A 26,121-nucleotide genomic window follows, 5' to 3' on the forward strand; every position below is an offset into this window, starting at 1 on the left:
AGTTAAAACAATACAACCATGCGAAGTTTTTTCAGAGGCGCCGGAAAAGGAAATCTACAATCGATGCCGAATAAATGTTGAAAAGTTTCCAAAGACTAACTGTTAAATTTGAAAAAGAAGGTATTAACAATGCATCCCGGAGAAATGTCGTTTCTTCGTCCGTTTGAAATGGGTCGGAAAGCCGAAATATCAATCCGCTTGTCCGAATTCGAGATTCCGCCTATGCAGGATGTCCTGGTGGTCGGCAAGAAAGCGCCCATCGGTCCAGAAGCGGTGAAGCGCATGGTGGACGCCCTGTCTCCGGAGCAATACGTGGTCATTCGTCTGGAGCACGAAATTTTCGAAGCTGCGGTGCTCAAGAAATCGCTGCTAAAATTCATCCCGCAGGAAAAGCTTCTGCCTATTGTTTTGGAAGAATGTTCCGCTATCGCCACCGACGATTCAGTGATAAAGGCCCAGTTAAATATTGTGGTGCAGGTAAACAGGGCGGTGGACATATAATGACCTGTGTGGAAAATATTATGAGCAGGGAAATAATGACCGTTTCCCCGCTCGATAGTGTCAGAAAAGCGGCAGACATGATGAATGACCTTAAAATCGGCTGTTTCCCTGTGGTAGACGGCGGGCGACTGGTCGGCATCATTACTTCCAGGGATGTAAGGTATTCTCACCCTAACCGGCTGGTCATCGATGCCATGAGCAAAGATTTGGTAACAGTGACGCCATCATGTTCCATTTGGGAAGCGGCTGAAACGATGGAACGCCACGGCATAGAGCGCCTGGTGGTTACAGAAAACGGAAATCTCCTGGGAATAGTAACCAAACTGCAAGTTTACCATGAGCTGGGCAAGCATATTGACCCGTTAACCGGCTTGAACAGAGCCGAATATTTGTACCATACGGCCGATAAACTAATTAGAAACAATACCGCCGTAACCATTATTTTCATCGATCTTGACGGTTTTGGGGAAATCGACAAGGAACATGGCCACATTGTAGGTGATGAAGTTTTGCGCCGTGTTGGCCTTGTCATAAAGGCCCATACTGAAGAAAACCTTGATTACCCGTGTCGCTACGCCGGCGATGAATTTGCGGTGGTCACTGTCAGGCCCGCAGATACTGCAAAGGAATACGCGCTGCAAATAGTGAACGCGATTGCCAACAATAACTGGCACGACCGAATGAAAATCACGGCATCAGCGGGAGTGATTAATTGGCGACCGCTGATGAACAACGATTGCGATATCCGGAAACTCATTAACACCGCCAGTCTCGCTTCCACCAGGGCGAAAAAGAAAGGTGTTCCGGTAGTCACAGTTGATTGCCAGGATGGGTGATAGGGTTTTTCTCTTCCGCCACCAGCCGGCGTATTTCCTCACCCAGCACATCGGCAAAGAGGCGGGCGGAGCCCAGGGCCTCGGCGGTGGAGTTGTTGGCGCTGCCCACTTCCACCAGCAACGCCCGGGGATGGAGAAACTGGTTGTAACGGCCCTCCTTCACCCGCACCCCCTGGCACAGGCCGGGATACTTCTTATCCAGGGCTGCGGCCAGTTGCCGGGCAAATTGTTCGTTCTCCCGCCAGCTGGTAAAGGGTGCCCGGGCATCCGATCCGACCACAAAAAGAATGGGGGCCATTTCCTGACCGTTAACCTTTACCAAACAGTCCCGGCGGGGTTTTCCCGCATCCCGGTGGATGTCCAGCAACACCTTGATCCGGGAGTTCTGCTGCAATATCTCCCGCACCGTTTTTTCCGACTCCATATAAGCCAGGTTATAACTGGCGTCATGGACCTTCGTAATATGCAGGGTGGGCAACCCGTATTTCGACTCCAGAACCCGGGCAACGGCCTCCCCCACCTGGACCACACCCCCTTCCTTGCCTTCCAGCCGGTCGGTACCATCGGTCAGGGCATAGGTTTCCCCGGTGTGGGTGTGGTAAATGGCCACCAGATAATCTCCGGAAGCCCCGGCCGGCGGAGGAGAGTTATTATTACCGGCATACCGCTCTTCCGGAGCTTCCGGCATTGTGGCATTTTCCGCCAGGGTCAACAGGGAAAGCTGGGAGCGCAGGATAGCCCGGGGATCTCCCAGGGGCAGCGGGAACAACGCCGTTACATTCCGCCACACCGCAGAGGAAAGCCCCGGTATTTCATTTTCATCCCCGCCATCCGGGGCTACCGCGGGCATGGCCATCCGCAGCCACACCCGGGGATCCCGGAGGAGAAAAACGTTCCCCCCCGGACGAAAAACAAAGAAGGCCATGCCGCTCACCACTGACACTATACCGAATAAAGCAGCGCCTATAAAAATAATATGATAAATTTTCTGCCTGACCATCCAGGGGTTGCTGCGATAAAGAGACCGGTACATAAAAACCCCCTCCCGGTACTTTCCCTACCATATCTATGACCGGAAGGGGGCTTTTTATGAAACAAGCTCTGCCGGCGCAGGGCTTGTTTTTAGCGCAACACCGTGGGCACCACGGCATCTATTAGTCCGATGACAAAAGCTGAGATTAAGGCACCCAGGATATTTACGCTCAACAGGCCGGGAATGATAAACTGGGCCAGGTAAATCACCACTGCGGCAGTGATAAAACCGACCAGCCCCCTGCTCTGGGGTGAAACCCGGTTGCCCAGCAGGGCCTCGGCAATATAACCCAGTACAGCAATCACCACCGCTGCAATCAGGGCACCCACAAAACCTCCCCGCAGCACAAATCCCGGGGAAAGCCAGCTGACCACAATCAACACCAGTGCCGAAACCACAAACCGCACAATCAATCCCACCCACTGCATGGCCGTCACCTCCTTTTGCTAATCTCCAGCTTTATCATTAACAAAAAAGGCGCCGGGTATACCGGCAGCCCTTGCATTTTTTATAAACCCGTGGTAAAATGAGGGCTGCTGGGAGGTGAAGACAGGATGCCCAATATCAAATCGGCAATCAAGAGGGTCAAGATAACCCGCAAGCGTACCCTCCGCAATGCCCGCTTGAAATCTGCCCTGCGCACGGCCATTCGCAAATTCGAACGAACACTGGCGGCCGGCGCCAGCGCGGAAGAAACCAGAGCGACCTTGCGCCGGGCGCTGGTGGCCATAGATAAGGCGGTTACCAAGGGTATTTTACACAAAAATGCCGCTGCACGGAAAAAATCCCGGCTGACCAGGCGGTTCAACCGGCAGCAGGCTGGTTGATACATTAACCCTCTTTCCCAATTCCTAATCCATAAGCCCCAACAGATAGTAAAACCACCTCAGCAGGGTGGTTTTTTGGTATTACGGCTTATCAGGTGAGACCGGGATACACCCCATTCCAGCAGTAACATCTCCATCCCCGGGTAAAATTCCATCCGGCCCCTCTTTATCCCCCGGTCCAGTTCCAGCAGTTTGTTTAAAATCACCAGCACCTGATCCCGGGTGAAATTGTGCATCTGGGCAAGCACCTTGCGGGCCACGAAGGGATGGACGCCCAGCAGCCCGGCCAAATCCTCCCCCGGCCCCGCCTTTCCCATCAATTCCTGTCCCTGAAGAATCAATCGAAACTGCCGGGCCACCATGGCCAGGATGGCCGGACCGGGCTGCCCTTTGGCCAGCAATTCCCGAATACCGGCCAGGGCGGAAGTTACGTGCCGCTGGCCGATGGCATCCACCACCTGAAAAATGTTCTCCTCCACCAGAGGAACGGTCAGCCGGCGGATATCCTCCTCCCGGATTTCTTTCCGCTCACCGGCGTAGGCAATGGCCTTTTCCAGCTCATTCTTTAAAATGAACAAACTGTTGCCCACCCGCTGCACCAGCAGTTCGGCCGCCGCCGGAGCTATGGTCTTGCCGGCCAGGCGGGCCTCTTTCTCCAGCCAGCGCACCAGGTCCCGGGCTTTCAGGAAGGTGAACTCCACCACCCGCCCCTTTTCCTTGAGCGCTTTGAAGAGGCGCCGCCGCTGATCCACAGGCCCGGTGGTGGTAAAAATCACACAGGTGTGAGGCACGGGCTGCTTTAGATAAGCGTGCAGGGGCGAATCTTTTTCCCCGGCGGGGGATTTATGCCTGGAGGAACTGCCGGCCCTTTCTTTTTTTTCACCTTTATCACCGCCGGAAAAAAAGGGCGCATGACGCACCAGCACCAGGCGGCGTCCGGCCAAAAAGGGGGGGGCTTGCGCCCTTGAAACTATATCTCCTTCCCCCGCTTCTTCACCGTCCAGGATATCCAGGTTGAAATCGGCCTGGGGCGGTAAAAGTTTCTCCCGGAACCTTTCCATAGCCTTCTCCTGGAGATAAACCTCCGGTCCGTAAAAAAGATAAACCGGGGCAATTTTACCCTTTTCCAGTTCGTTGAGCAGATCTATGTAATATTTCAACGCCCTCACCCCGGGGAATATGCGGTGCACCATTATAAGCAGCCGGGCCGCACGGACACGACGTTGTCCCGCTCACCCTGGTGAAGGCCGGGCTTCACCATACGCTTCAGTAAATCCGGCCACCGACTGCACCAGCAGGGTGATTGTCCCGCCTTTGGTTTCACCACAGGATTTCAGTGAACACTTACCTTATCGGTATCATCCTGGCGAGCCTATTTTTTAAGCTTTTCTTCCACCGCTGAAACTTTACCGGCCATGGTCAGGGTCTTGTCCCGGCGGTCGTCAATGCGAACGGTGGTCACCACCCGTCCGGTTCCCTGCTCAAAGGGCACCTCGTGCATCCGGCGGACCAGCGGCAATATGCGGTCCAGCTCCCCTTCAATAATGGTCCCCATGGGGGTCAACTGGTACTTTACCTCCCGTGCGTCATGCAACACCTGTACACAGCGGGCCACATGGGCGCTCAAGCTGGCACTGCCGGTTCCAATGGGAATTACCGTTACCTCCACCACAGCCATCCCACGTTCATCTCCTCGAAAAATAATCGTTGTTATCAAACGTCAGTCGTCGGGTAATGAAAACCATACCGCTGTTAAATCACCCCAAAAGGGGTTTCGCCCCGTGGCGATATTTTCCGCCGGGGGCCACGGTTCATCTTTGTCAACTTATTTTTTCACTGAGCTTGAACAATTTTTCCTGTTCCAGGGTTTCCACCACCATCAACCTGGCCCGGGCCAGATCCACCTCGTACGGGGTCACCGGCTGTCCCTGGCCATCAAAAAGCACCCGCACCACCGGATAAAGGGGCACCCCCCGGCGGTTGCGCACCACCACCCCAATCTCACCGGAACTCAAGCGAACCATGCTGCCCACGGGATAGGCGGCAATATTTTCGATAAAAGCTTTGATTGTTTGCAGGTCGAACTGGTGCCCGCCCGCGGCCGACAGGTATTCCACCACCTCATTTACGGGCAGGGCGGGGCGGTAAACCCGGTCGGTGGTCATGGCGTCGTAGGCATCGGCCACACCTATAATCCGGGCAATGGGATCGATCTCATCCCCCTTTAACCCCAGGGGATAGCCCTGACCGTCAAAGCGTTCGTGATGCTGGGTGGCCGCCTTGACCAGTCTTTCATCCCCGGGCAGCAGCCCCCGGGCATAAAGGGTATGTTTTTTGATCTGCTCAAATTCCCCGGGGGTCAACCTGTCCGGTTTATTCAAGATCCGTTCGCTGACCTTGATTTTACCGATATCATGCAGCAAACCACACGTACCGATGGCAATCAACTCTTCCCGGCCGTACCCCAGGGAAAGGCCGGCCAGTACGGACAAAACGGCCACGTCCACCGAATGGGCAAAGAGATACTCGTCATACAGGCGGATCTGGGACAGGCTGAGCAGGGGTTCCGGCCGGGAAAGGATTTCGTCCACCATACGGGTGGCCGTGGACTGGATTTCTTTCACATCCTTCAAGCGGCCCCGCTCCTTGACCCTTTCCCAGAAGTTCCTCACCTGCCGGGCGGCCTCCTGGCGCACCGCCTCGGAAAGGGGTTCCTCCACCTGCAGATCCGGAGCAAAACCAAAATCAATGTACACAAAAAGGATGCCCCGCTTCTCCAGGGTGCTAATCATACGGGAAGAAAGGGTGGCCCCTTCCCTGAGCAGTATCCGCCCGTCCATGTCATAGATGGTGCGGGCCAGCTTCAATCCCGGGCGCAGGTTGTTTATATACACCTTTTCCAAATGAATCACCCGCGATGAAGAATATTGTTAAACCATTATTATTATTATTCTCCATCGCCGAAAGCAATCCTGCCCGCCCACGGTTAATTTTTGTTATCAAAGACCCAGAAAGGCAGTAATCAGGTCCGCCACCGCCCCCGTATCGCCGGTCCCGAAGCGGGGAACCGGGGGTTCCACCGGACCCGGCCCTCCCACCAGGGCAATGAGCCGGTCCTTACGCCCCACCAGAACGGCACACCCTTCCGGGGGGCAGACTTCAATTTGCGGCCAATCCCCCTTTTTATATCCTTCAGCCAGCACAATATCCACCGGACCCAGCAGGGACACCACCTGTTCCAGGGGCATTTCCTTCTCTTCCCGGCGGATGACGGCCACCCGGCCGGGTGCGGCAATGGCCACCGTCCGGGCGCCGGCCCGGGCATGGCGCCAGGTGTCTTTCCCCGGGTGATCCATTTCAAAATCACCGTGGTGGTGTTTGACCGTTCCCACCCGGTAGCCCCGCCGGGTCAACTCGGCAATCAGCCCCTCTAAAAAAGTGGTTTTACCAGCGTTAGACGGTCCGACAATGCAGATTACCGGCAGCCTGGACATCTTTTTCTTCACTCCGTTAAAACTTCTATCCGGTCACCCTCTTTCACCGGGCCGCCGGTCAGAATGCGCACAAATACACCTTCCCGGGGCATGATGCAGTCCCCGGCCAGCCGGCGGATCTCACAACCCATATGGCATTCCTTGCCGATCTGGGTCACTTCGCCTATGGCCTCGGGACCAATGGCCAGGCGGGTGCCCACGGGCAGGTTGACCAGATCTATTCCTTTAGTGGTCAGGTTCTCGGCAAAGTCCCCAGGATGAACATCCAGGCCCAGTTCCCGCATCTTTTCAATACTCTCCAGGGCCAGAAGGCTGACCTGCCGGTGCCAGGAACCGGCATGGGCATCCCCTTGAAGGCCGTGATTGGCCACCAGCATACCTGTCCCCATGTTCTTTTTCCGTGTGCCCTTTTCCGGGCTGGCGCATACGGCCACGATCACTCCCATTTTTCTTCCCCCTCCCGGCGGAACTCCCCGCTTTTACCGCCGCTTTTGTAAATCAAACGGATATTTTGTACGGTCATGGCCCGGTCCACGGCCTTGCACATATCATAGATGGTCAGGGCGGCCACACTGACGGCGGTGAGGGCTTCCATCTCCACACCGGTTTTGCCCGTGGTGCGCACCCGGGACTGGATTTCCACCTTGCCCGGAGTATGCAGGCGAAAATCCACCTGGACACTGGTTAAGCTTATGGGGTGGGCCAGGGGAATTAATTCCCCCGTTTTTTTGGCCGCCATGATGCCGGCCAGGCGGGCCACGCCCAGCACGTCTCCCTTGCCGGCCGTGCCGCCGGCAATCAGTTCCAGGGTTTCCGGCTTCATGAGCACTTCCCCCCGGGCCACGGCCTCCCGCAGGGTGTCCCCTTTGGCGCTTACATCCACCATGCGGGCCTTCCCCCGGGAATCAAAATGGGTTAAATCACCGCCCGTCAACTCCTCTTCACTCCCCGCCATACTTTCTCTTCCCAACGGCCGGCAGCCGTCTCACTACCCGCCAATCCGTGACATGCTTTTCCCACAAACGGCCTGCCCTTCATTTAACCCGTGCCCCCCGGGTTTATCCTGGATGGCCCGGACCACCAGGGCGGCCAGTTCATCCGGGCCGGCCCCCCGGCGCAGTGGCCCTTTCACATCAATCTCCCGGTCACGGAAAAGACAGGGTCTCAAGGCACCGGTGGCCGTCAGGCGCAGGCGGTTGCACCGGCCGCAAAAATGGTCGCTTACCGCACTGATAAAACCAATGGTTCCGGCAGCACCCGGCACCCGGTAATAGCGGGCGGGCCCACTGCCGGCCAGCTTGCGCACTTCCTGCAGGCGCCCCATTTTTTCCTCGATTTGCCTCTTCACCTCATCGCTGGATATATGGCTCCCACCGGTCAATGGGGCCGCACTGCCAAAGGGCATCAGTTCGATAAAACGCACATGCAGGGGCCGCTCCACGGAAAGCCGGGCCAGGTCAATGATCTCGTCATCATTGAAACCGCGGATGACCACCACATTAAGCTTCACCGGGTTTAAGCCCAGCTCCAGCGCCTTCTCCACACCCCGCCAGACTGCTTTAATCTCCCCGCCCCGGGTTATATACCGGTAACGCCCGGGCTTAAGAGTATCCAGGCTGACATTGACCCGGTTCAGACCGGCTTCCTTGAGTTCCCCGGCCTTTTCGGCCAGCAGCATCCCGTTGGTGGTCAGGGCCAGGTCGTCAATTTCCGGCATGGCGGCTATAGACTTTACCAGACCGGTAATACCCCGGCGTACCAGGGGCTCACCACCGGTCAAGCGCACCTTTTTAACTCCCACCCGTGTGGCTGCCCGGACTACCCGGGCAATCTCTTCCATGCTCAGGATTTCCCGCCGCGGGATCAGGGGTACGCCCCCGGAAGGCATGCAGTAACGGCAGCGCAGGTTGCAGCGGTCGGTGACGGAAACCCTCAGATAGTTTATCTCCCTCTGATAACGGTCTTCCACCGGTAGGGCACCTTCCTTCTGTTCAGGGGCCGGGTTGGCCATGGCCTGGGACAGCGACCCCGCCTATCCCGTACAGGCAGTCAGGGATAATATTCTCGACAGGCTTGCCGATTTCCTGCCATGTTCCGGGATAACCATAAATACCACCCGACCTGTCCAATCTGTACAACTGTCCAAACATCGTGTCTAATTAATTATACACCAGTATCCCGGCTGATTGCCAGAAGCTTTTCACAGCCCGGTTCTTCTCTGGTATCCTTTTTGCACACCCCATACCATTAATGGCAAGGTGAAATGGGAGGCGGAAGGTTTAATGCGCATTACTCAACACCCCGTTATAGAATTCCGGAGGGGCCGGAAAATCAAGTTTACCTTTGATGGAAAGGAATATGAGGGCTACGAAGGGGAAACCATTGCCGCCGCCCTGCACGGGGCGGGTATCCGGGTGATGCGGGAAAGTCCGCTGCTCCACCGCCCCCGGGGGTTATTCTGCGCCATCGGCAACTGTTCCTCCTGCCTGATGACGGTAAACGGGGAACCCAATGTGCGCATCTGTGTGGAAAAGCTGCGCCCGGGCATGGTGGTGGAAAGTCAGAAGGGAAAGGGAGTCCTCCATGCAAAAGGAAGTTAGATTCGTGGAAATTGCCGTCATTGGCGGCGGGCCCGCGGGGCTCTGTGCCGCCCTGGAAGCAGCAGACGCCGGGGCCCGGGTGGTGTTGATCGACCGCAACGAGCGGCCTGGCGGGCAATTGATCAAGCAGACCCACCGTTTCTTCGGTTCCCAAAGCCACCGGGCTTCGGAACGGGGCATCAATATTGCTGCGGAGCTCAGCCGGGCGGTGGCCGGGCACCCGCAGGTGGAAGTGCTGCTCAATGCCACTGTTTTCGGCTTTTACGAAGACGGTGTGCTGGGCTTGGAACAGCAGGGCCGGGTGTTTTACCTGAAACCCTCCCGGGTAATCGTGGCCACGGGAGCAGCGGAGAAAAGCCTGGCCTTCCCCAACAACGACCTGCCGGGGATTTACGGCGCCGGGGCGGTACAAACCCTGGTCAATGTCTACGGTGTGCTGCCCGGCCGACGGGTGCTCATGGTGGGTGCCGGTAATATCGGGGTGATTGTCAGCTACCAGCTCCTGCAGGCCGGCATGGAGGTGGCCGCCATTGTGGAGGCCGCCCCGCGCATCGGCGCCTACTGGGTGCACGCGGCCAAGGTGCGCCGGGCGGGGGTACCCATTTATACCAGCCATACCGTCAAGCGGGCCTACGGGGACCGGGAGGTGGCCGGGGCCGTCATCTGGCAGCTGGATAAAAAAGGAAATCCGTTGCCGGGCACAGAAAAGGATTTGGCCGTGGACACCATCTGCATTGCGGTGGGCCTTTCGCCCCTGGTGGAACTGCTGGCCCAGGCCGGCTGCCGGCTGGTGTATGTACCCCAGCTGGGCGGGCACGTGCCCGTGCGCAATGCCGGCCTGGAAACCAGCGTACCGGGGGTCTACGTGGCCGGCGATGCGGCCGGGGTGGAAGAGGCCTCGGCGGCCATGATGGAGGGCGCCCTGGCCGGGTTGAACGCCGCCCTTTCCCTGGGCTACGGCCGGCAGAACTACCAGGCGCGCCGCCGGGAAATCCAGGCGCAGCTGGACGCCCTGCGCTCCGGGCCGGTGGGCGAAAGGATCCGCTCCGGCCTGGCCATGGTTCTGGCAGGTTAGACCGGGCGCGCCGGCCACCCGCGTCAACCACCATCACACCCCATGGATAAAAAGGCAACTTACCCGCAAGAGGGGTTTGTTTGTCCTTCAATGTCCAGTGGTTCCACTTTTTATTTAACATCCAGCAGGTGAGGTGATCCCTTTGCTGCCAGTAGATGGAGTGCCCACACCGGAGGACCTGGCCGGGGTTATACCCCCACCCGAACGCCTGGCCAGGGGACCGGTGGTCATAGCCGAATGCTTTCAGCCCATCCCCTGCGACCCCTGTACCCACTCCTGCCCCCGGGGGGCCATCGGCCCCTTTACGGATATAAACGAAGTGCCCCGGGTAAATCACGATCTATGCAACGGCTGCGGCCTGTGCATCGCCCGCTGTCCGGGACTGGCCCTTTTTGTGGTGGATATGACCTTTAGCGAGCAGGAGGCACTGGTTAAACTGCCCTATGAGTTCCTTCCCCTGCCGGCGGAAGGGAATGCGGTGACCGGCATCAACCGGGGCGGGGAAGCCGTATGCCTCGCCCGGGTGGTGAAGGTGGTGGTGACGGAAAAGATGGATAAAACAGCCGTGGTCTGGCTGGCCGTCCCCCGGCATCTGGCCATGGAGGTACGCCACTTCCAGATCAACCCAGCATAGATCCTGAGCAAGCCGGGGTGCTGTCAGCGCGGAGCACCGGAGTGAGCGTTGACCCGGCACCCACTGGTACATCACGTCTTCGTAAAACCGGTGGTATCAATTAAAGTCTGAAACAACGGGAGCGTAGTAGCATTCCGGTGAGTGCCGGGCGGTACCATAGCGGGGTCACTGAACATTTACAGCCAGCTGTTGTATGTGGTCTTTTTCAAACAGGCCCTGGATCCGGTTAGGGACAACATAATCGAAAGGAGGGCGGCCCGTGGAAGAGAAAACCATTATCTGCCGCTGTGAGGATGTCACTCTGGAAGAAGTCCGGCAGTTGCTCCGGGAAGGAGCCCGTACGCTGGACGAAATCAAACGCTTGAAACGCTGTGGCATGGGACCCTGCCAGGGGCGCACCTGCCGCCCGCTGATTGCCGCCGAAATCACCCGGGCCACCGGTCAGGACCCGGCCACCCTGCCGATGCCCACCTTCCGCCCGCCGGCAGTCCCCATAAAGCTGGGGATCCTGGCCAGAGGAGGTGCCGGAAATGAACAGGCATGAGGTGATAATCATCGGCGGCGGCGTTACCGGTTGCTCCATCGCCTACCATCTGGCCGCCCGGGGCATGCGGGACGTGGCCGTCCTGGAACGGGCCTACCTCACCTCCGGGGCCACCGGCCGCTGCGGGGCGGGTTTTCGCCACCAGTGGGGCACCAGAACCAACTGCCTGCTGGCCAAACACGCCATCGCCAAACTGGAAAACCTGGCTGAAGAGCTGGCATACCCCGGCGGGGTGGAAATTAAACAGGAAGGTTACCTGATCCTGGCCTATACCCCCAAAATGGTGGACCAGTTCAAGAAAAATCTGGCCCTGCAGAAAAGCCTGGGCATCGATTCCCGCTGGGTAACCCCGCAGGAAGCCCGGGAAATCGTCCCCTTTTTAAACACGGAAGGACTCCTGGGAGCCACCTTTTGCGGCAAGGACGGCCACGCCAACCCCTTCAAGGTCACCGATGCCTATGCCCGGGCGGCCCGGCGGCTGGGCGTGAAAATCCATACTTATACTGAAGTCAAGGATATTAAAATCGAGGGCTCTTTAAAAACCGTCGTCACCAACCGGGAGACCTTCCAGGCTCCCGTAGTGGTCAATGCCGCCGGCGGCCACGCCGCGGACATCGGCCGCATGGTGGGGGTGGACCTGCCTATTGTCCCGGAAAGGCACCAGATCCTGGTCACCGAGCCGGTGGAACCTCTTTTGGGTCCCATGATCATGTGTTTCTACCATAACATCTACTGCCAGCAGTCCCCCCACGGCAGCTTCATCATGGGCCTGGGAGACCCCAATGAACCAAAGGAATACAACCTGCGCTCCAGCTGGCAGTTCCTGACCCGGATGGCCCAAAAGGCGGTGTACCTCCTGCCGTTGCTGAAAGACCTGCGGGTGGTGCGGCAGTGGGCCGGCGTGTACGACATGAGCCCCGACCGCCAGCCGGTGCTGGGGGAGGTGCCGGAAGTGCCGGGCTTTTACTTGGCCGCCGGCTTCTCCGGACACGGTTTCATGATTGCTCCCATGACGGGGCAATTATTGGCCGAAATGATCCTGGGAGAGCCCACCACCCTGCCCGTGGACATGTTCAGCCTCTCCCGCTTTAACACCGGGGACCTGTTCATCGAACCCTCGGTGGTTTAAACCCTACTTTCGAAAGGAGTGGGAAAGCCATGCTCATGCCCTTTAAAAACGAACCTTTAACAGACTTCTCCAGGGAAGAGAACCGCCAGCAAATGCTTGCGGCCATCGGCATGGTGCGCAGCCGCCTGGGCCGGGATTACCCGCTGATCATCGGCGGAAAAGAAATCTTTACAGATGAAAAAATTACTTCCATCAACCCTTCCCGCCACAACGAAGTGATCGGCCGGGTATCCCGGGCCGACCGGGCGCTGGCCCAGCAGGCCCTGGAAAAAGCAATGGAAGCCTTTAAAACCTGGCGGCAGGTGCCCCCGGAGGCCCGGGCCCGCTGCCTGTTCAAAGCGGCAGCCATCATGCGCCGGCGCAAACACGAACTTTCCGCCTGGATGGTCCTGGAAGCGGGCAAAAACTGGGCCGAAGCCGACGCCGATACCGCCGAGGCCATCGACTTCCTGGAGTTTTACGGCCGGGAAATGATCCGCCTGGCCGAGCCCCGGCCGGTTACCCCTTACCCCGGGGAAGAAAACACCCTGGAATACCTGCCCCTGGGTGTGGGGGTGGTCATACCCCCCTGGAACTTCCCCCTGGCCATCCTCACCGGCACCACCGTGGGGCCGGTGGTGGCCGGCAACACCGTCGTTCTAAAACCGGCCAGCAACACACCGGTCACCGGCTATATGTTCATGGAAGTAATGCGGGAAGCCGGGATTCCCGAGGGGGTAATCAACTTTGTGCCCGGCAGCGGCAGTGAAATAGGCGATTTCCTGGTGGGCCACCCCCTGGTGCACTTCATCAATTTCACCGGCTCCAAAGATGTGGGCCTGCACATCAACAGCCTGGCCGCCCAGATTGCCCCCGGCCAGCAGTGGATCAAGCGGGTGGCCGCCGAAATGGGCGGCAAGGATGCCATTATCATTGACGACGAAAGTGACCTGGATGAGGCAATGGCCGGTGTAATTACTTCGGCCTTCGGCTTTTCCGGCCAGAAGTGTTCGGCCTGCTCCCGGCTGATTGTGGTGGGGGAAGCCTACCGGCCGGTGCTGGAAAAGCTGGCTGCCGGGGTGGCCGCCCTGAAGGTGGGCCCGGCGGAGGAATATGGAGTGAACCTGGGGCCGGTCATTGATCAGGCCTCCTATAACAAGATCACCGGCTACCTGCAAACCGGCCGTTCGGAGGCCAGGCTCTTAACCGGCGGCCGCAGCGACGATTCCGGGGGATACTTTATCTGGCCCACGGTTTTCGCCGACGTACCCCCCACGGCCCGCATCGCCCGGGAAGAAATCTTCGGCCCCGTGCTGGCGGTTATTCCCGCCCGGAACTTCCAGGAGGCCATTGACATGGCCAACGATACGGAATACGGCCTCACCGGAGGCGTTTACTCCAGAAACCGCGCCCACCTGGAATTGGCCCGGCGGGAATTCCACGTGGGCAACCTGTACTTCAACCGCAAGTGCACCGGCGCCCTGGTGGGGGTGCAGCCCTTCGGCGGTTTCAAAATGTCCGGTACCAACTCCAAGGCGGGCGGCAGGGATTACCTGAAACTGTTCATGCAGTCCAAATCCATCGCCGAGCGTTTTTAGACCCGGGCTATTTTTGCTGGCTGCCGAACCGCTTGTTGCCTTTCAGAAGGCCCAGGCGGTTCATTTTATAATACAGGGTGCTGCGGGGCACCCCCAGGATGCGGGCGGTAACGGTGCGGTTGCCGCCCGCATCCTTTAACGCCTTTAAAATTATCTCCCTTTCCGTGCGCTGGGCGGCGGCGGAGAGATCCGATGGGGCGGATTCCCGGGGGAGATCGTAGGTCAGGGCATGTTCCTGCAGGTATTTGGGCAGGTCCCTTTCCGTAATGACCTCCTTCTCGGCCAGCACCACCATTCTCTCCACAGTGTTTTTCAGTTCCCGCACGTTGCCGGGCCAGGAATAGGAGATGAGGGCGGCCACCACCCCCGGCTCCACCCGGCTGATATTCTTGCCGTAAAGCTGGCAGTATTCCTGCAAAAAATGGTAAATCAAACCGGGAATGTCGGAACGGCGCTCCCTCAGGGGCGGCATCTCCACGGAGATGACATTTAAACGATAATACAGATCCTCCCGGAATTCTCCGGAGTTGACCATTTCTTCCAGTGGGCGGTTGGTGGCGGCGATGATGCGAATATTCACACTTACCGGCCTGGAACCACCCACCCGGTAAAAAACCCGTTCCTGCAGCACCCGCAGGAGTTTCACCTGCAGGTTCAGGGGCAATTCCCCAATCTCGTCCAGGAAGACGGTCCCCTCATTGGCCATTTCCAGCAGGCCCGGTTTTCCCCGGGGACCAGCCCCGGTGAAGGCGCCATGTTCATAACCAAAAATTTCACTTTCAAAAAGTTCGGTGGGAATGGCGCCGCAGTTCACCACCACAAAGGGTTTGCCGGCCCGGTCGCTGGCCTCGTGAATGGCCCGGGCCAGCACTTCCTTGCCCGTGCCGCTCTCGCCCCGGATCATGATAATGGCTTCGGTGGGGGCGGCCCGGCGCACCACGTCCACCACACTTTTCAACCGGGGGTGATGGCCGTATAATTTGCCAAAGGGATCCACCCTTTTGATTTCGTTCTTCTCAATGGCTTCCTTCAGGCATTTCACCTGGTAGCTGGCCCGGGACAGCGCCCTGTTCAGCTGAATTACTTCCGTGACATCCTTTTCCGCCGAAACTCCCCCGATCACCCGGCCATCCCGGCGGATGGGCAGAGAGTTAATTAACACATGGGTATCGCTGCGGGGCTGATGGTACTCGGCGTATACCTCCCGGTCCTCCCGGCGCACACGGGTTACCACCAGATTGGTGAAAAAATTGTGTATGGAACGTCCCAGTATATCGGCGCATTTGATCCCGTAAAGCAGCTCGGCCTTGCGGTTCCAGCCCATCACATTTTCCTGGTTGTCGATCATACAGATGACATCGTCGGTTACCCCCAGCACGGCCGAAAGGGTGGCCTCCGTATCCCGGATAATGTCCACCAGCCGTTCCACCACCTGCTCCAGAACCAGCACTCCCAGCGGCTTCCCGGTGTCATCCACCACCACCATGTTTTTCTCCCGCAAAGCCGGGATAATACCCAGTATGTGATGTTCCAGAATCTCTTCTCCCCGGCAGTCAAACCCGGTCAGGTCCGCCTCCGGGGACGGTTCGGCGAGAAAATCCCGCACCAGCAGTTTTTTTTCCAGATACATGGCAGATCAATCTCCCAGATAGGCCTTTTTAACCTCCGGATTTTTCATTAATTCCCCGGCAGGACCGGATATGGTAATCTCCCCCGTCTGCAGAACGTAGGCCCGGTGGGAAATGGACAGGGCCATATGGGCATTCTGTTCCACCAGCAAAATGGTGGTGCCGGTCTGGTTGATTTCTTTAATTATCGCAAAGACTTCCCGCACCAGAAGGGGTGCTAAGCCCATGGAGGGCTCATCCAACAAAAGCAATTCCGGACGGGACATTAAAGCCCGCCCCATGGCCAGCATCTGTTGTTCCCCGCCGCTAAGGGTGCCGGCCAGCTGGTTTTTGCGCTCGGCCAGCCGGGGAAAACGGGCAAAAACCCTTTCCAGGCCGGCTTTCACTTCCCCCCGGCTGCGGCAGGTATAGGCACCCATTTCCAGGTTTTCCATCACCGTCATGCGGGAAAAGACGCGCCTGCCCTCGGGTACCTGGGTCAAACCAAGCTCCACCACTTTATAGGGGGGCAGCTTGCTGATCTCCTTTCCCCGGTATTTGATCTGGCCCCTTTTGGGGCGCAGCAGTCCGGAAATGGTGCGCAGGGTGGTGCTCTTACCGGCACCGTTGGCCCCGATCAGGGACACCACTTCCCCCTCTTCTACGGAAAAAGATATGCCCTTTAAGGCTTCAATCACACCATAGGCCACGCACAGATCCTTAACTTCCAGCAACTCCCTTTACACATCCTTCCTTGAGGCTCCACCGCGACAATCCCCCGGCCATTGGCCCCGCCGTCAACAAGAAACAAATCAAATATCCTTCCCCAGATAGGCCTCAATCACCGCCGGGTCTTCCTGTACCCGGGCGGGGGTTCCATCGGCTATTTTCCTGCCGTAGTCCAGCACCGCCACCCGGTCGGCCAGGCTCATGACAAATTTCATATCGTGCTCCACCAGGAAGATGGTAATCCCCATATCCCGGATGCGGCGGACCATCCGGGACAGGTCCTGCTTTTCCTGGGGATTCATCCCGGCCGCAGGCTCATCCAGCAAGAGCAGGGAAGGCTCGGTGGCCAGCGCCCGGGCAATCTCCAGCCTCCTCTGTTCACCGTAGGAAAGGTTTCTGGCCAGATCTTCCACCCTGGCGGAAAGGCCCATGAAATCAAGCAATTCCCTTGACCGTTCAACAATCCCCCGCTCCTCGGCCCTGACCCCACCCAGGGGTAAAACGGCTCCCCAAAACCCGGCCCTGGTACGGCAGTGCCGGCCGATTTTCACATTATCTATTACGGATAAATTGCCAAAGAGACGGATGTTTTGAAAGGTGCGGGCAATGCCCAGGGCGGTAATCTGGTAAGAGCGCAGGCCGTTTATTTTTTTACCCTTAAAGAATATCTCACCGGCGGTGGGGGGATAAATGCCCGTGATCAGGTTGAAGATGGTACTTTTCCCGGCACCATTGGGGCCAATTAAAGCCCGGATTTCCCCCGTCTCAATGGACAGATCCACATCGTCCACGGCGGCCAGTCCCCCGAACCGGATGCTTAAACCTTTTAACTCCAGAATTGCCCCCATATTTCCTCCTGAATTTCTTATGGCTTAATGGATCCTGTGTCCGGATCTCCAGATGGCTTTGTCCGTCTTTAACCGCCGACGGCGGTGGCTTTTTGCTTTCTGCGCCGGATCAACCGGCGGAAATTGACCCCGCCCAACAGACCGTGGGGACGGAAAATCATCATCAACACCAGGAGCAGGCCGTAAATCATCATGCGGTACTCCTGAACGAAACGCAGGAATTCCGGGGCCAGGGTGAGTATGGTGGTACCCACTATGGTGCCGGGAATACTACCCAGCCCGCCCAGGACCACAAAGTTGAGAATTTCAAAGGACTTCATAAAACCAAAGTCGTTGGGGTTTAAGTATTGCAGCAGGTGGGCGTAAAAGGCCCCACCAACCCCGGCTAAAAAACAACCGATGCCGAAGGCCTGTACCTTGTACCACATGGCATTGATGCCCATGGCCTCGGCGGCAATTTCATCTTCCCGGATGGCCTGCAGCGCCCGGCCGAAACGGGAATTTTCCAGGCAGGTCATGGCCAGCACGGCCAGAACAACCACCACGGTCACGTTGATCAAATTGGCTTCCCGGGGGATGGCCGCCAGACCGATGGCGCCTCCGGTAATTTTCATGTTCGTGAAGGCCACCCGCACGATTTCACCGAACCCCAGGGTGGCAATGCCCAGGTAATCACCGGTAAGTTTTAAAACGGGTATGCCCAGTAAAACCCCAAAAAAAGCTGCCACCAGACCACCCAAAATCAAACTGGGAATAAAGGGCAGGTGGTAATTTCTGGTGAGAATGGCCGCCGTATAGGCACCGATGCTTAAAAAGGCGGCGTGCCCGAAGGTGAGCTGTCCGCACAGGCCGGTGATTAAATTCAAACCCAGGGCGGCAATGATATATATGCCCACCAGGATGAGCACCTGCTGGTAATAAGGGTCGATTATACTGGAAAGCCACTGTTCCATGGGTCCCCTACACCTTCCTCTGTATGGGCCGCCCCAGCAATCCGGTGGGCCTGACCAGCAAGATGATAATGAGCAGGGTAAAGGCTATGGCGTCCTTATAGGTGGAAAAACCGGCGGCCACGCCGAATACTTCGGCCAGACCCAGGAGCATCCCGCCCAGCATGGCCCCGGGTATATTGCCGATGCCGCCCAGCACCGCCGCCACAAAGGCTTTTAAACCGGCCATAACGCCCATATAGGGGGAAACGGAGTTGAAGTAAATGCCCACCAGCACCCCGCCGGCCGCGGCCAGGGCGGAACCAATGGCAAAAGTAAAGGAAATCACCCGGTTGATGTTAATGCCCATGAGACTGGCCGTATCGTAATCCTCGGAGGCCGCCCGCATGGCCTTGCCGATTTTGGTATACCTGACAATAAGCTGCAGGCCGATCATCAAAATCACTGAAACCAGCAGAATGATCACCTGTATGCTGGATACCTCCAGGGGCCCGGCCTTTAAAGGCGTATTATTCAAGACGGTGGGAAAACCCGTGGGCTGGGGTCCCTTCAACAAGGTCATAAAGGTTTCCAGAAAAATGGATACCCCGATGGTGCTGATGAGCAGGTTCAACCGTGAGGCACGGCGCAAAGGACGGTAGGCCACCCGCTCGATGGTTATACCCAGAACCACACAGGCCAGCATGGCCGTGGCCAGGGTGAGAAAAAAATTATGATGAAAGAGGCCTACGGCTGCTATCCCGATAAAGGCGCCGATCATGTAGATATCGCCATGGGCAAAGTTAATCAGCTGGATAATCCCGTAAACCATGGTATAACCCAGGGCAATCAGGGCGTAGGTGGCCCCCAGGGTCAGCCCGTTGATTATTTGCTGCAGTAACATAATTCCCTCCAGTGTTTAATTTGCGGTGGAACCGGGCGAAGGCCCGGTTCCACCATTGATAAATCAGGATTGGGGCGCCTGGGTGGGCAGAGCCGCCTTGATGCTGAACTGCTGGTTCTTCACTTCCAGCAGGTATACGGGGCTCTTTACCGGCTCCCGGTTGGGCAGGAGGGTCAGGGTGCCGGAAACGCCGGCGTAATCCTTGGTTTTGGCCAGGGCGTCTTTAAACTTGGACGGATCGGTGCTGTTTGCTTCCTTCATGGCTTTGGCCAGCCACATCACCGCATCGTAACCCTGGGCGGAGAACATATCGGGCAGTTTGTTTTCATTGGCCGCCTTATATTTCTCGATAAACTCCTTGGTCTGGGGAGCGGCGTTGGCCGGGTCGGCCGCAAAACCGGTGTAGACCATGCTGCCTTCCACCGCTTCACCGCCCAGCTTCCAGAGCACCGGCGAAAGCAAACCATCGCCGCCGGCCATCTTGAGGTTCAGGCCCTGCTTGCGCACTTCCTTCATAAACAAACCGCCCTCGGTGTAGTAGCCGGTAAAGATAATCCCGTCCGGTTTGGCCTGCTTGATCCGGGTCACCTGGGCGCTGAAGTCCTGGTCCCCGTCCTGAATGCTTTCCTCATCCACTATTTGGGCGTTGTTTTTGGCCAGGGCACCTTTAAAGATGCCGGTCAGCCCGACGCTGTAATCGTTATTGGTGGAGGTAACTACAGCCACCTTTTTCCAACCCAGTTTATTGACCAGGTAGTCGGTTACTGCCGGAGCGGCCACGGCGTCCAGCAGGGTATCCCGGAAAATGTAATCCCCGTTTTCCACCACACCCGGTCCCACGGCACCGGCCGAGAGGAGTACCACCTTATTCTGCTGGCAGATGGGCGCCGCCAGTTTGGTCTTGCCGGTGGTAGGGTCGCCCACAATGGCCACCACCCGGTCCTTGCTGATCATCTTTTGCACCACGCTGGCCGCCTCCGAGAGCTTGCTGCCGTGGTCCGTCTCCACGATCTCAATCTTCTTACCCAGCACACCGCCCTGCTTGTTAATTTCCTCGGCAGCCATTTTCATACCCTTCAAGGTTTCAATGCCGTAACTGGCCTCGTTACCGGTGAGGGCGCCCATAAAACCTATTTTAATAGTATCTCCTCCGGGGGGAGCGCTGCTTTGACTTTCCCCCCCGCTGGATTTGGTGGTCTGACCACCACAGCCGGCCGCCAGAACAAGCACCAGCAACACACTGAACAAAACCAGGGCCAATCTGTACTTTTTCAATTATCCTTACCCCCTTCTGAATCAATACCTGGAAACTTTTTTCTTTCCCGCAGACCTGTTATATATGCTTTCACCCCCTTTGTTTTCTGAAAATTCCATCTCGCATATAAACGAAGATATTCGATTGGCAAAGGCCAAAATCCTTTTCAAAAATCCGACAGGATGAAAATTTTTTATGTTTAAATATTTGAACAACGGAGTAAGCGAAAAACAAAAAGATTCGCCAGCGGGGAACACGGAAACGCCCCAATAAAACGAAAAAGATCCGTCACCTCACCCGTGTTTTACGGATCTTCCCTTGATCCCACCTGATTGAGACGCCGCTGTCTGCAGCCAGGCAGCACTTTTATTTACCATGTATTTTAATCTCCGGGGCATCCGGTTGTCAACCATTTTTCACTCGACGGACATCCCGCCGGCGTACAAAAACTTATACAAAAAAGGTTACCGCAGGCACCATTCCGGCCGGACGGGCATGTCCCCAAAATGAGCCGTGTCTTTCGTAGAGGGGCCGAAATACCCGGCAATTCAATCTTCAGCAGTCAAAAATCAGGCGCAACAATCTGTGGCACCGGCGGCCCGCTTCCGGTTGAGCAGGGCAAGGAGCCGGAAGGTGCCCCAAAAAGTGTCAAAGGGCACCAGCGGTCTACTTCTGATTGAGCAGGTAACGGTACGCGCCCAGGGCGGCCTTGGCCCCCTCCCCGGCCGCCACGATCACCTGCTTCTCCGGAATGCTGCTCACATCCCCCGCCGCAAAGGCACCGGGCACGGAGGTGGTACAGTCGCATTCCACCTTAATTTCACCCTTTTCGTTCAGTTCCAGCAGCCCATCCACAAAGTCCGTGCTGGGGACACTGCCGACTTCCACAAACACCCCCTGCACCGGCAGCTTTTTCTCCTCCCCGGTGGCCAGGGATCGCAGAACAATTCCCGTCACCCTGTCCTCCCCTTCAATGCGCACCGTCTCATAACCCACCAGTTTGGTCAGGTTGGGCGCATCCTTCACCTTGTCAATGATCACGGGGTCGGCAATCCAATCCTCCAGTGAAATGACATGAACGTGTTTGGCTATTTTAATCAAATCATAGGCAGCCGAAAGGGCCGCGTTGCCCCCGCCCACCACCGCCACTTCCATGCCGGCAAAAAGGGGGGCGTCGCAAACTGCGCAGTAACTGACCCCCCGGCCGGTGAGCTCCCTTTCCCCCGGCGCATTGAGCCGGCGGGGAACCTTGCCGGTGGCCACAATCACCGTCCGGGAGGAAAATTCCCGGCCGTCGGCCGTGCGGGTGACGAATTGACCGTTCTGGCGGCCGATCTTCACCACCCGGCCCTCCACCCGCACCACCGGGTACTTCTCTACATTCTCTTCGAATTTGGCCAGCAGTTCCGGGCCCTCAATATATTGAAAGCCCATGTAATTTTCCACCCCCGGGGCCGTGGCCATCTGTCCCCCGTACTTTTCCCCGATCAACACGGTGGACAGTTTCTTGCGGGCCGCATATACCGCCGCCGTCAACCCGGCGGGCCCCATGCCGATAATGGTCACGTCGTACACCTTTCCCCTTCCCTCCCGGTTTTATTGGCGGACCTTTGACCATTATCCTGTCCCCGGGTGATGAAAAAGATACGTTGCCTATTTTATATGGCATAATTTTTCCCAGTCACAGCCCCGGCAAAAAAGGTCAAACCACTGGCGTGGGGCGGAGCCCACCTTCTTTTGCAGATCCGCCCACAGGACCTTTTCACCCACCGGAATACCGAGATAATCCAGGGCCATCTGGTCCAGCCTCCTGATTTCCCCGTCGGCCCCATCCCCGTGCATGCACCGCTCCCCTTCCAGGTGCGGACAGGCCCGGCAAACGTCATCAGCCCCGGCCACCACTGTTATTTCTTCCCCCTTTTCAGCCCTGTCCACCAGGTTTTTCAGATTGTCAATATAATCCCGATCGTAACCTTCGCCCTGGAAGAAATGCAGGCAGATTAAATGGTGTCCCCTGAATTGCACCGGTTTTTACCTCCTGCTATGAAATGTGCTGGTGGTTGGAGAGTTCGCCTTGATCACTGGCATTCCCTGCTTATCCCGCTTGCTGCGTAAAAAGCCGGGTACCCGTCATTGAAGGTGCCGGTTGTAGTACAGCCGGGTTTGATTTAAAATAGAGGTGCTGGAAAGGGATAGGGTTGATGCTCGGGCCAGGGTGCAAAAGGTACTGGATACTATAAAGCCGGCCTTTATTTAAGTCAGAACCAGCAAGACGGGTATTAAATTCAAAGAAGGGAAGAAAAGCCGCCATGACTGCCGGGGAAGCAAAGAAAAACCGTATTATCGTTACTGTCCTGGGGCCGGACCGGGTGGGCATCATCGCCGGTGTGGCCCAGGTGCTGGCCGACAACAACATCAATATCCTGGACATCAGCCAGACCATTTTACAGGAGTTTCTGGTGATGATTATGATTGCCGATATGGAAATGAGCAGGGTAAGCCTGGGCACCCTGAAAGAACTGCTGGCGGCAAGGGGTGCGGAACTGGGCGTACGTATTGATGCCATGCATGAAGATGCCTTCCGGTTCATGCATAGAATCTGACCAGAACATGGTTTTATCCGCATATCCCTGCATTTTTATGTTGCTGCAGGCGTAATCTGAAACCCCTGTGGGTGATAAAAAAGGAGAACAGTCATCATGCTCACCATGGCCGAGATCATGGAAACCATCAAAATGGTCCAGGAAGAAAACCTGGATATCCGGACCATCACCATGGGCATAAGTCTGCGGGATTGTGCCGACCCCGACCCCAAAAGGGCGCAGCGTAAAATTTATGAAAAGATTACCCGCCTGGCCGGCAACCTGGTGGCCGTGGGAGAGGGAATCAGCCGGGAATACGGCATTCCCATTGTGCACAAGCGCATCTCCGTAACGCCCATTTCCCTGGTGGCCGAATGCAGCCATCAGGAGGACTATGTGGAATACGCCCGGACGCTGGACGCGGCCGCAGCGGCCGTGGGGGTCAACTTTATCGGCGGCTTTTCCGCCCTGGTGCACAAGGGATTTACCCCGGGGGACCGGGTGCTGATCACCTCCATCCCCGCAGCCCTGGCCGGCACGGAAAGGGTTTGCGCCTCGGTCAACGTGGCCACCACAAAAGCGGGGATTAACATGGATGCCGTTTACCTGATGGGCCGGGTGATCAAGGAAACGGCCAACCGCACGGCACACCAGGGCGGTCTGGGCTGCGCCAAACTGGTGGTCTTCAGCAACGTGCCCGAGGACAACCCCTTTATGGCCGGCGCCTTCCACGGGATTGGCGAGCCCGAATGCACCATTAATGTGGGAGTATCCGGCCCCGGGGTGGTCCGCAACGCCCTTGCCCGGGCCGGAAACGTGGACTTCGGTACACTGGCGGAAACGGTGAAGAAGACGGCTTTTAAAATAACCCGCATGGGGGAACTGGTGGGCCGCCTGGCGGCCGAAAGGCTGGGCGTGTCCTTCGGCATTGTGGATCTTTCCCTGGCCCCCACTCCGGCCGTGGGGGACAGCGTGGCGGAAATCCTGGAAGCCATGGGGCTGGAACGCTGCGGTACCCACGGCACCACCGCCGCCCTGGCCCTGCTGAACGATGCGGTGAAAAAAGGAGGGTCCATGGCCTCCTCCTATGTGGGCGGCCTGTCCGGCGCCTTTATTCCGGTCAGTGAGGATGCCGGTATGATCCGGGCGGTGGACGAGGGAGCCCTTACCCTGGACAAGCTGGAAGCCATGACCTGCGTTTGTTCCGTGGGCCTGGATATGATTGCCGTACCGGGGGATACCAGTGCGGAAACCATTGCCGCCATTATTGCCGACGAAGCGGCCATCGGAGTAATTAACCAGAAAACCACCGCCGTCAGGATCATCCCGGCGCCGGGGAAAAAGGTCGGTGATCACGTCACCTTCGGCGGCCTGCTGGGCGAAGCGCCGGTGATGGCGGTCCACCCCTTCTCTGCCGAAAAATTTGTGCGCCGGGGAGGACGTATTCCGTCCCCCATTCAGAGCCTGAGCAACTGACCGGTATTTGTCCCGGAGCCGCTGCCCCTTGCGGCCAAAAGGGCGGACGCATATGATGCGTCCGCCCTTTACCGGAAGAGGATCGTTGAACCTGGGCCTGCTGTAAACGGTATTCGACTTGTCCCTGTTCTCAAGGTAACCGGCCGGATGAATCCCGGATCTCTGCGTACGGAGAAGGCGGGTTGCCCGTATTTAGCTTTCCACTGCCGGGAAAGGAAGCAATTGCGCCTCTTCCCGTTCCAGATAAAGGGGGAAGCGTCGACATATGGATTTCACGCGCTCTTTCAGTTTCCCGGCGACCAGCGGATCGTCACGGTGCTCCAGCCGTTCCACAATTATTTGAGCAATTTCTTTCATTTCCGTTTCTTTCAATCCCCGGGATGTCATGGCCGTGGTGCCGATGCGGATACCGCTGGTTATGTCGGGCACGGCCGGATCAAAGGGAATCATGTTTTTATTCACTGTAATGCCGATGGTATCCAGGCATTCCTCGGCCTCCTTACCGGTAATACCTTTGGAACGCAGGTCCACAAGCATCAAATGATTATCGGTTCCACCGGAAACAATGCGATAACCGCTATTTTGTAAGAAGGACGCCATGGCTTTCGCATTGGCCGCCACCTGTCTTTGCAGATTCCTGAACTCCTCGGTCATGGCCAGCTTGAACGTAAGGGCTTTGGCCGCTACGTTTTGCAAAATCGCCCCTCCCTGAATTCCCGGAAATACGGCCCGGTCAATCCTGGGGCCAAACTCTTTCAACGCCATAATGACCCCGCCCCGGGCGCCACGCATGGTTTTGGTGGTGGTTGTGGTGACAAAATGGGCGTAGGGAACGGGGCTTGGATGTACCCCGGCCGCCACCAGACCGGCCACGTGCGCCATATCCACCATAAGGTAAGCGCCAACTTCGTCGGCAATCTCCCGGAACCGTTTATAGTCGATGAAACGGGAATAGGCGCTGGCCCCGGCTATGATTAGCTTCGGGTGATGTTTTTTTGCCAGTTCCCTGACCTGATCGTAATCAATCAGTTCGCTGTCCGGATTGAGACCATAGGCCACTGCCCGGTAGACCTGCCCGGAAATGCTAACCCGGGCACCGTGGGATAGATGACCTCCCTGTTGCAGATCCATTCCCAAAATGGTGTCTCCCGGTTTTAAAATGGCCATAAAAACACCCAGGTTGGCGTTAACACCGGAGTGGGGTTGAACATTGGCATACTCGCAACCAAAAAGCTGCTTGCATCTTTCAATGGCCATACTCTCGATTTCGTCGATAAACTGGCAGCCTCCGTGATAACGGCGGCCAGGATAACCTTCCGCATACTTGTTGGTCAGGATGGAACCCTGAACCTCCAGAATCGCAGGGGGGACAAAACTTTCCGAAGCAATGAGCTCAATGGTCATATTCTGCCGGATAAATTCATTCCGCAGTGCGGTGGCCAACTCCAGATCAATTGCTGCCAACATGCATAAACACCTCGCAATATTCTAAGGAAGTCTAATTTTGGGGAACCATGAACCTTGGTTCAGAAAATGTGGAG

At 57.2% G+C, this 26,121-nt stretch carries 29 protein-coding genes; 11 read left to right on the plus strand and 18 right to left on the minus strand.

Annotated elements, in window-relative coordinates:
* Positions 1-222: 222 nt before the first annotated feature.
* Both GFC01_RS05350 and GFC01_RS05355 read left to right on the plus strand, forming a co-directional pair.
* Positions 223-501 carry a hypothetical protein gene (locus GFC01_RS05350; RefSeq protein ID WP_341473764.1) on the plus strand — a complete coding sequence of 93 codons (279 nt, stop codon included), beginning with the start codon at positions 223-225 and terminating at the stop codon, positions 499-501.
* On the plus strand, positions 501-1,337 hold the full coding sequence (locus tag GFC01_RS05355; RefSeq protein WP_152945607.1) for a GGDEF domain-containing protein: 837 nt from the start codon (positions 501-503) through the stop codon (positions 1,335-1,337). The genes GFC01_RS05350 and GFC01_RS05355 overlap by 1 nt, the downstream gene beginning before the upstream one ends.
* On the opposite strand, the gene spoIIP is transcribed toward GFC01_RS05355, so the two are convergent.
* Complete coding sequence (gene spoIIP, locus GFC01_RS05360; RefSeq protein ID WP_152945608.1) at positions 1,312-2,370, minus strand: stage II sporulation protein P; 1,059 nt, start codon at positions 2,368-2,370, stop codon at positions 1,312-1,314. The genes GFC01_RS05355 and spoIIP overlap by 26 nt on opposite strands.
* 89 nt (positions 2,371-2,459) lie before the next feature.
* Positions 2,460-2,798, minus strand: a complete 339-nt coding sequence (locus GFC01_RS05365; protein WP_152945609.1) for a phage holin family protein — start codon at positions 2,796-2,798, stop codon at positions 2,460-2,462.
* Positions 2,799-2,924: 126 nt separating this feature from the next.
* Here GFC01_RS05365 and rpsT point away from each other — a divergent pair, with 126 nt between their 5' ends.
* The gene (gene rpsT / locus GFC01_RS05370; RefSeq protein ID WP_152945610.1) at positions 2,925-3,197 is read left to right on the plus strand and encodes a 30S ribosomal protein S20; all 273 of its coding nucleotides are present in this window, start codon (positions 2,925-2,927) and stop codon (positions 3,195-3,197) included.
* Positions 3,198-3,256: 59 nt separating this feature from the next.
* Here rpsT and holA read toward each other — a convergent pair whose 3' ends face one another.
* The 7 genes from holA to moaA all read right to left on the minus strand — a co-directional run bounded on the left by holA (position 3,257) and on the right by moaA (position 8,660).
* On the minus strand, positions 3,257-4,357 hold the full coding sequence (holA, locus tag GFC01_RS05375) for a DNA polymerase III subunit delta (protein WP_194174830.1): 1,101 nt from the start codon (positions 4,355-4,357) through the stop codon (positions 3,257-3,259).
* 212 nt (positions 4,358-4,569) lie between these two features.
* A complete protein-coding gene (locus GFC01_RS05380; protein ID WP_152945612.1) occupies positions 4,570-4,875 on the minus strand; it encodes an MTH1187 family thiamine-binding protein in 306 nt (101 codons plus the stop codon).
* 142 nt (positions 4,876-5,017) lie between these two features.
* Positions 5,018-6,091 (minus strand): HD-GYP domain-containing protein, encoded by a 1,074-nt coding sequence (locus tag GFC01_RS05385; protein ID WP_341473773.1) that lies wholly within the window; start codon positions 6,089-6,091, stop codon positions 5,018-5,020.
* A gap of 105 nt (positions 6,092-6,196) precedes the next feature.
* Positions 6,197-6,703, minus strand: a complete 507-nt coding sequence (mobB, locus tag GFC01_RS05390) for a molybdopterin-guanine dinucleotide biosynthesis protein B (RefSeq protein ID WP_152945614.1) — start codon at positions 6,701-6,703, stop codon at positions 6,197-6,199.
* Positions 6,700-7,137, minus strand: coding sequence for an MOSC domain-containing protein (locus tag GFC01_RS05395; RefSeq protein ID WP_152945615.1), 438 nt, complete (start codon positions 7,135-7,137; stop codon positions 6,700-6,702). Before GFC01_RS05395 ends, mobB begins: the two co-directional genes overlap by 4 nt.
* Entirely contained in the window at positions 7,128-7,646 is a 519-nt protein-coding gene (gene moaC, locus GFC01_RS05400) for a cyclic pyranopterin monophosphate synthase MoaC (protein WP_152945616.1), read from the minus strand. The genes GFC01_RS05395 and moaC overlap by 10 nt, the downstream gene beginning before the upstream one ends.
* 33 nt (positions 7,647-7,679) lie before the next feature.
* A complete protein-coding gene (gene moaA, locus GFC01_RS05405) occupies positions 7,680-8,660 on the minus strand; it encodes a GTP 3',8-cyclase MoaA (RefSeq protein WP_341473765.1) in 981 nt (326 codons plus the stop codon).
* Positions 8,661-8,973: 313 nt separating this feature from the next.
* On the opposite strand from moaA, the gene GFC01_RS05410 reads away from it, so the two are divergent.
* The 6 genes from GFC01_RS05410 (at position 8,974) to pruA (ending at position 14,250) form a co-directional block, all read left to right on the plus strand.
* On the plus strand, positions 8,974-9,291 hold the full coding sequence (locus tag GFC01_RS05410) for a (2Fe-2S)-binding protein (RefSeq protein WP_152945618.1): 318 nt from the start codon (positions 8,974-8,976) through the stop codon (positions 9,289-9,291).
* Positions 9,275-10,366, plus strand: coding sequence for an NAD(P)/FAD-dependent oxidoreductase (locus GFC01_RS05415; protein ID WP_152945619.1), 1,092 nt, complete (start codon positions 9,275-9,277; stop codon positions 10,364-10,366). The genes GFC01_RS05410 and GFC01_RS05415 overlap by 17 nt, the downstream gene beginning before the upstream one ends.
* Before the next feature lie 142 nt (positions 10,367-10,508).
* Positions 10,509-11,000 carry a 4Fe-4S dicluster domain-containing protein gene (locus tag GFC01_RS05420; RefSeq protein WP_152945620.1) on the plus strand — a complete coding sequence of 164 codons (492 nt, stop codon included), beginning with the start codon at positions 10,509-10,511 and terminating at the stop codon, positions 10,998-11,000.
* 259 nt (positions 11,001-11,259) lie between these two features.
* The gene (locus GFC01_RS05425; protein WP_341473767.1) at positions 11,260-11,544 is read left to right on the plus strand and encodes a (2Fe-2S)-binding protein; all 285 of its coding nucleotides are present in this window, start codon (positions 11,260-11,262) and stop codon (positions 11,542-11,544) included.
* Complete coding sequence (locus GFC01_RS05430) at positions 11,531-12,673, plus strand: NAD(P)/FAD-dependent oxidoreductase (protein ID WP_152945621.1); 1,143 nt, start codon at positions 11,531-11,533, stop codon at positions 12,671-12,673. Before GFC01_RS05425 ends, GFC01_RS05430 begins: the two co-directional genes overlap by 14 nt.
* 29 nt (positions 12,674-12,702) lie before the next feature.
* Complete coding sequence (pruA, locus tag GFC01_RS05435; protein WP_152945622.1) at positions 12,703-14,250, plus strand: L-glutamate gamma-semialdehyde dehydrogenase; 1,548 nt, start codon at positions 12,703-12,705, stop codon at positions 14,248-14,250.
* 7 nt (positions 14,251-14,257) lie between these two features.
* Here pruA and GFC01_RS05440 read toward each other — a convergent pair whose 3' ends face one another.
* The 8 genes from GFC01_RS05440 to GFC01_RS05475 form a co-directional block, all read right to left on the minus strand.
* Positions 14,258-15,880, minus strand: a complete 1,623-nt coding sequence (locus GFC01_RS05440) for a sigma-54 interaction domain-containing protein (protein WP_152945623.1) — start codon at positions 15,878-15,880, stop codon at positions 14,258-14,260.
* Positions 15,881-15,886: 6 nt separating this feature from the next.
* Positions 15,887-16,591 carry an ABC transporter ATP-binding protein gene (locus tag GFC01_RS05445; protein WP_152945624.1) on the minus strand — a complete coding sequence of 235 codons (705 nt, stop codon included), beginning with the start codon at positions 16,589-16,591 and terminating at the stop codon, positions 15,887-15,889.
* Positions 16,592-16,669: 78 nt separating this feature from the next.
* Entirely contained in the window at positions 16,670-17,434 is a 765-nt protein-coding gene (locus tag GFC01_RS05450; protein ID WP_152945625.1) for an ABC transporter ATP-binding protein, read from the minus strand.
* 68 nt (positions 17,435-17,502) lie between these two features.
* Positions 17,503-18,387, minus strand: coding sequence for a branched-chain amino acid ABC transporter permease (locus tag GFC01_RS05455; protein ID WP_152945626.1), 885 nt, complete (start codon positions 18,385-18,387; stop codon positions 17,503-17,505).
* Between the two features lie 7 nt (positions 18,388-18,394).
* A complete protein-coding gene (locus tag GFC01_RS05460) occupies positions 18,395-19,267 on the minus strand; it encodes a branched-chain amino acid ABC transporter permease (RefSeq protein WP_152945627.1) in 873 nt (290 codons plus the stop codon).
* Positions 19,268-19,330: 63 nt separating this feature from the next.
* Positions 19,331-20,542, minus strand: a complete 1,212-nt coding sequence (locus GFC01_RS05465; RefSeq protein ID WP_152945628.1) for an ABC transporter substrate-binding protein — start codon at positions 20,540-20,542, stop codon at positions 19,331-19,333.
* A 646-nt stretch (positions 20,543-21,188) separates the two neighbouring features.
* Positions 21,189-22,097: an NAD(P)/FAD-dependent oxidoreductase gene (locus GFC01_RS05470; RefSeq protein WP_341473768.1), complete on the minus strand. Its 909-nt coding sequence runs from the start codon at positions 22,095-22,097 to the stop codon at positions 21,189-21,191.
* A 78-nt stretch (positions 22,098-22,175) separates the two neighbouring features.
* Positions 22,176-22,547, minus strand: a complete 372-nt coding sequence (locus GFC01_RS05475) for a DUF1284 domain-containing protein (RefSeq protein ID WP_341473769.1) — start codon at positions 22,545-22,547, stop codon at positions 22,176-22,178.
* 284 nt (positions 22,548-22,831) lie between these two features.
* Here GFC01_RS05475 and GFC01_RS05480 point away from each other — a divergent pair, with 284 nt between their 5' ends.
* Both GFC01_RS05480 and GFC01_RS05485 read left to right on the plus strand, forming a co-directional pair.
* A complete protein-coding gene (locus tag GFC01_RS05480; RefSeq protein ID WP_152945629.1) occupies positions 22,832-23,125 on the plus strand; it encodes an ACT domain-containing protein in 294 nt (97 codons plus the stop codon).
* A gap of 96 nt (positions 23,126-23,221) precedes the next feature.
* Positions 23,222-24,580: a PFL family protein gene (locus GFC01_RS05485; RefSeq protein WP_152945630.1), complete on the plus strand. Its 1,359-nt coding sequence runs from the start codon at positions 23,222-23,224 to the stop codon at positions 24,578-24,580.
* A gap of 192 nt (positions 24,581-24,772) precedes the next feature.
* Here GFC01_RS05485 and GFC01_RS05490 read toward each other — a convergent pair whose 3' ends face one another.
* Positions 24,773-26,047 carry a serine hydroxymethyltransferase gene (locus tag GFC01_RS05490; RefSeq protein WP_152945631.1) on the minus strand — a complete coding sequence of 425 codons (1,275 nt, stop codon included), beginning with the start codon at positions 26,045-26,047 and terminating at the stop codon, positions 24,773-24,775.
* Positions 26,048-26,121: the final 74 nt, after the last annotated feature.

The organism is Desulfofundulus thermobenzoicus (genome assembly GCF_009428905.1).
Lineage (GTDB): Bacteria > Bacillota > Desulfotomaculia > Desulfotomaculales > Desulfovirgulaceae > Desulfofundulus_A > Desulfofundulus_A thermobenzoicus.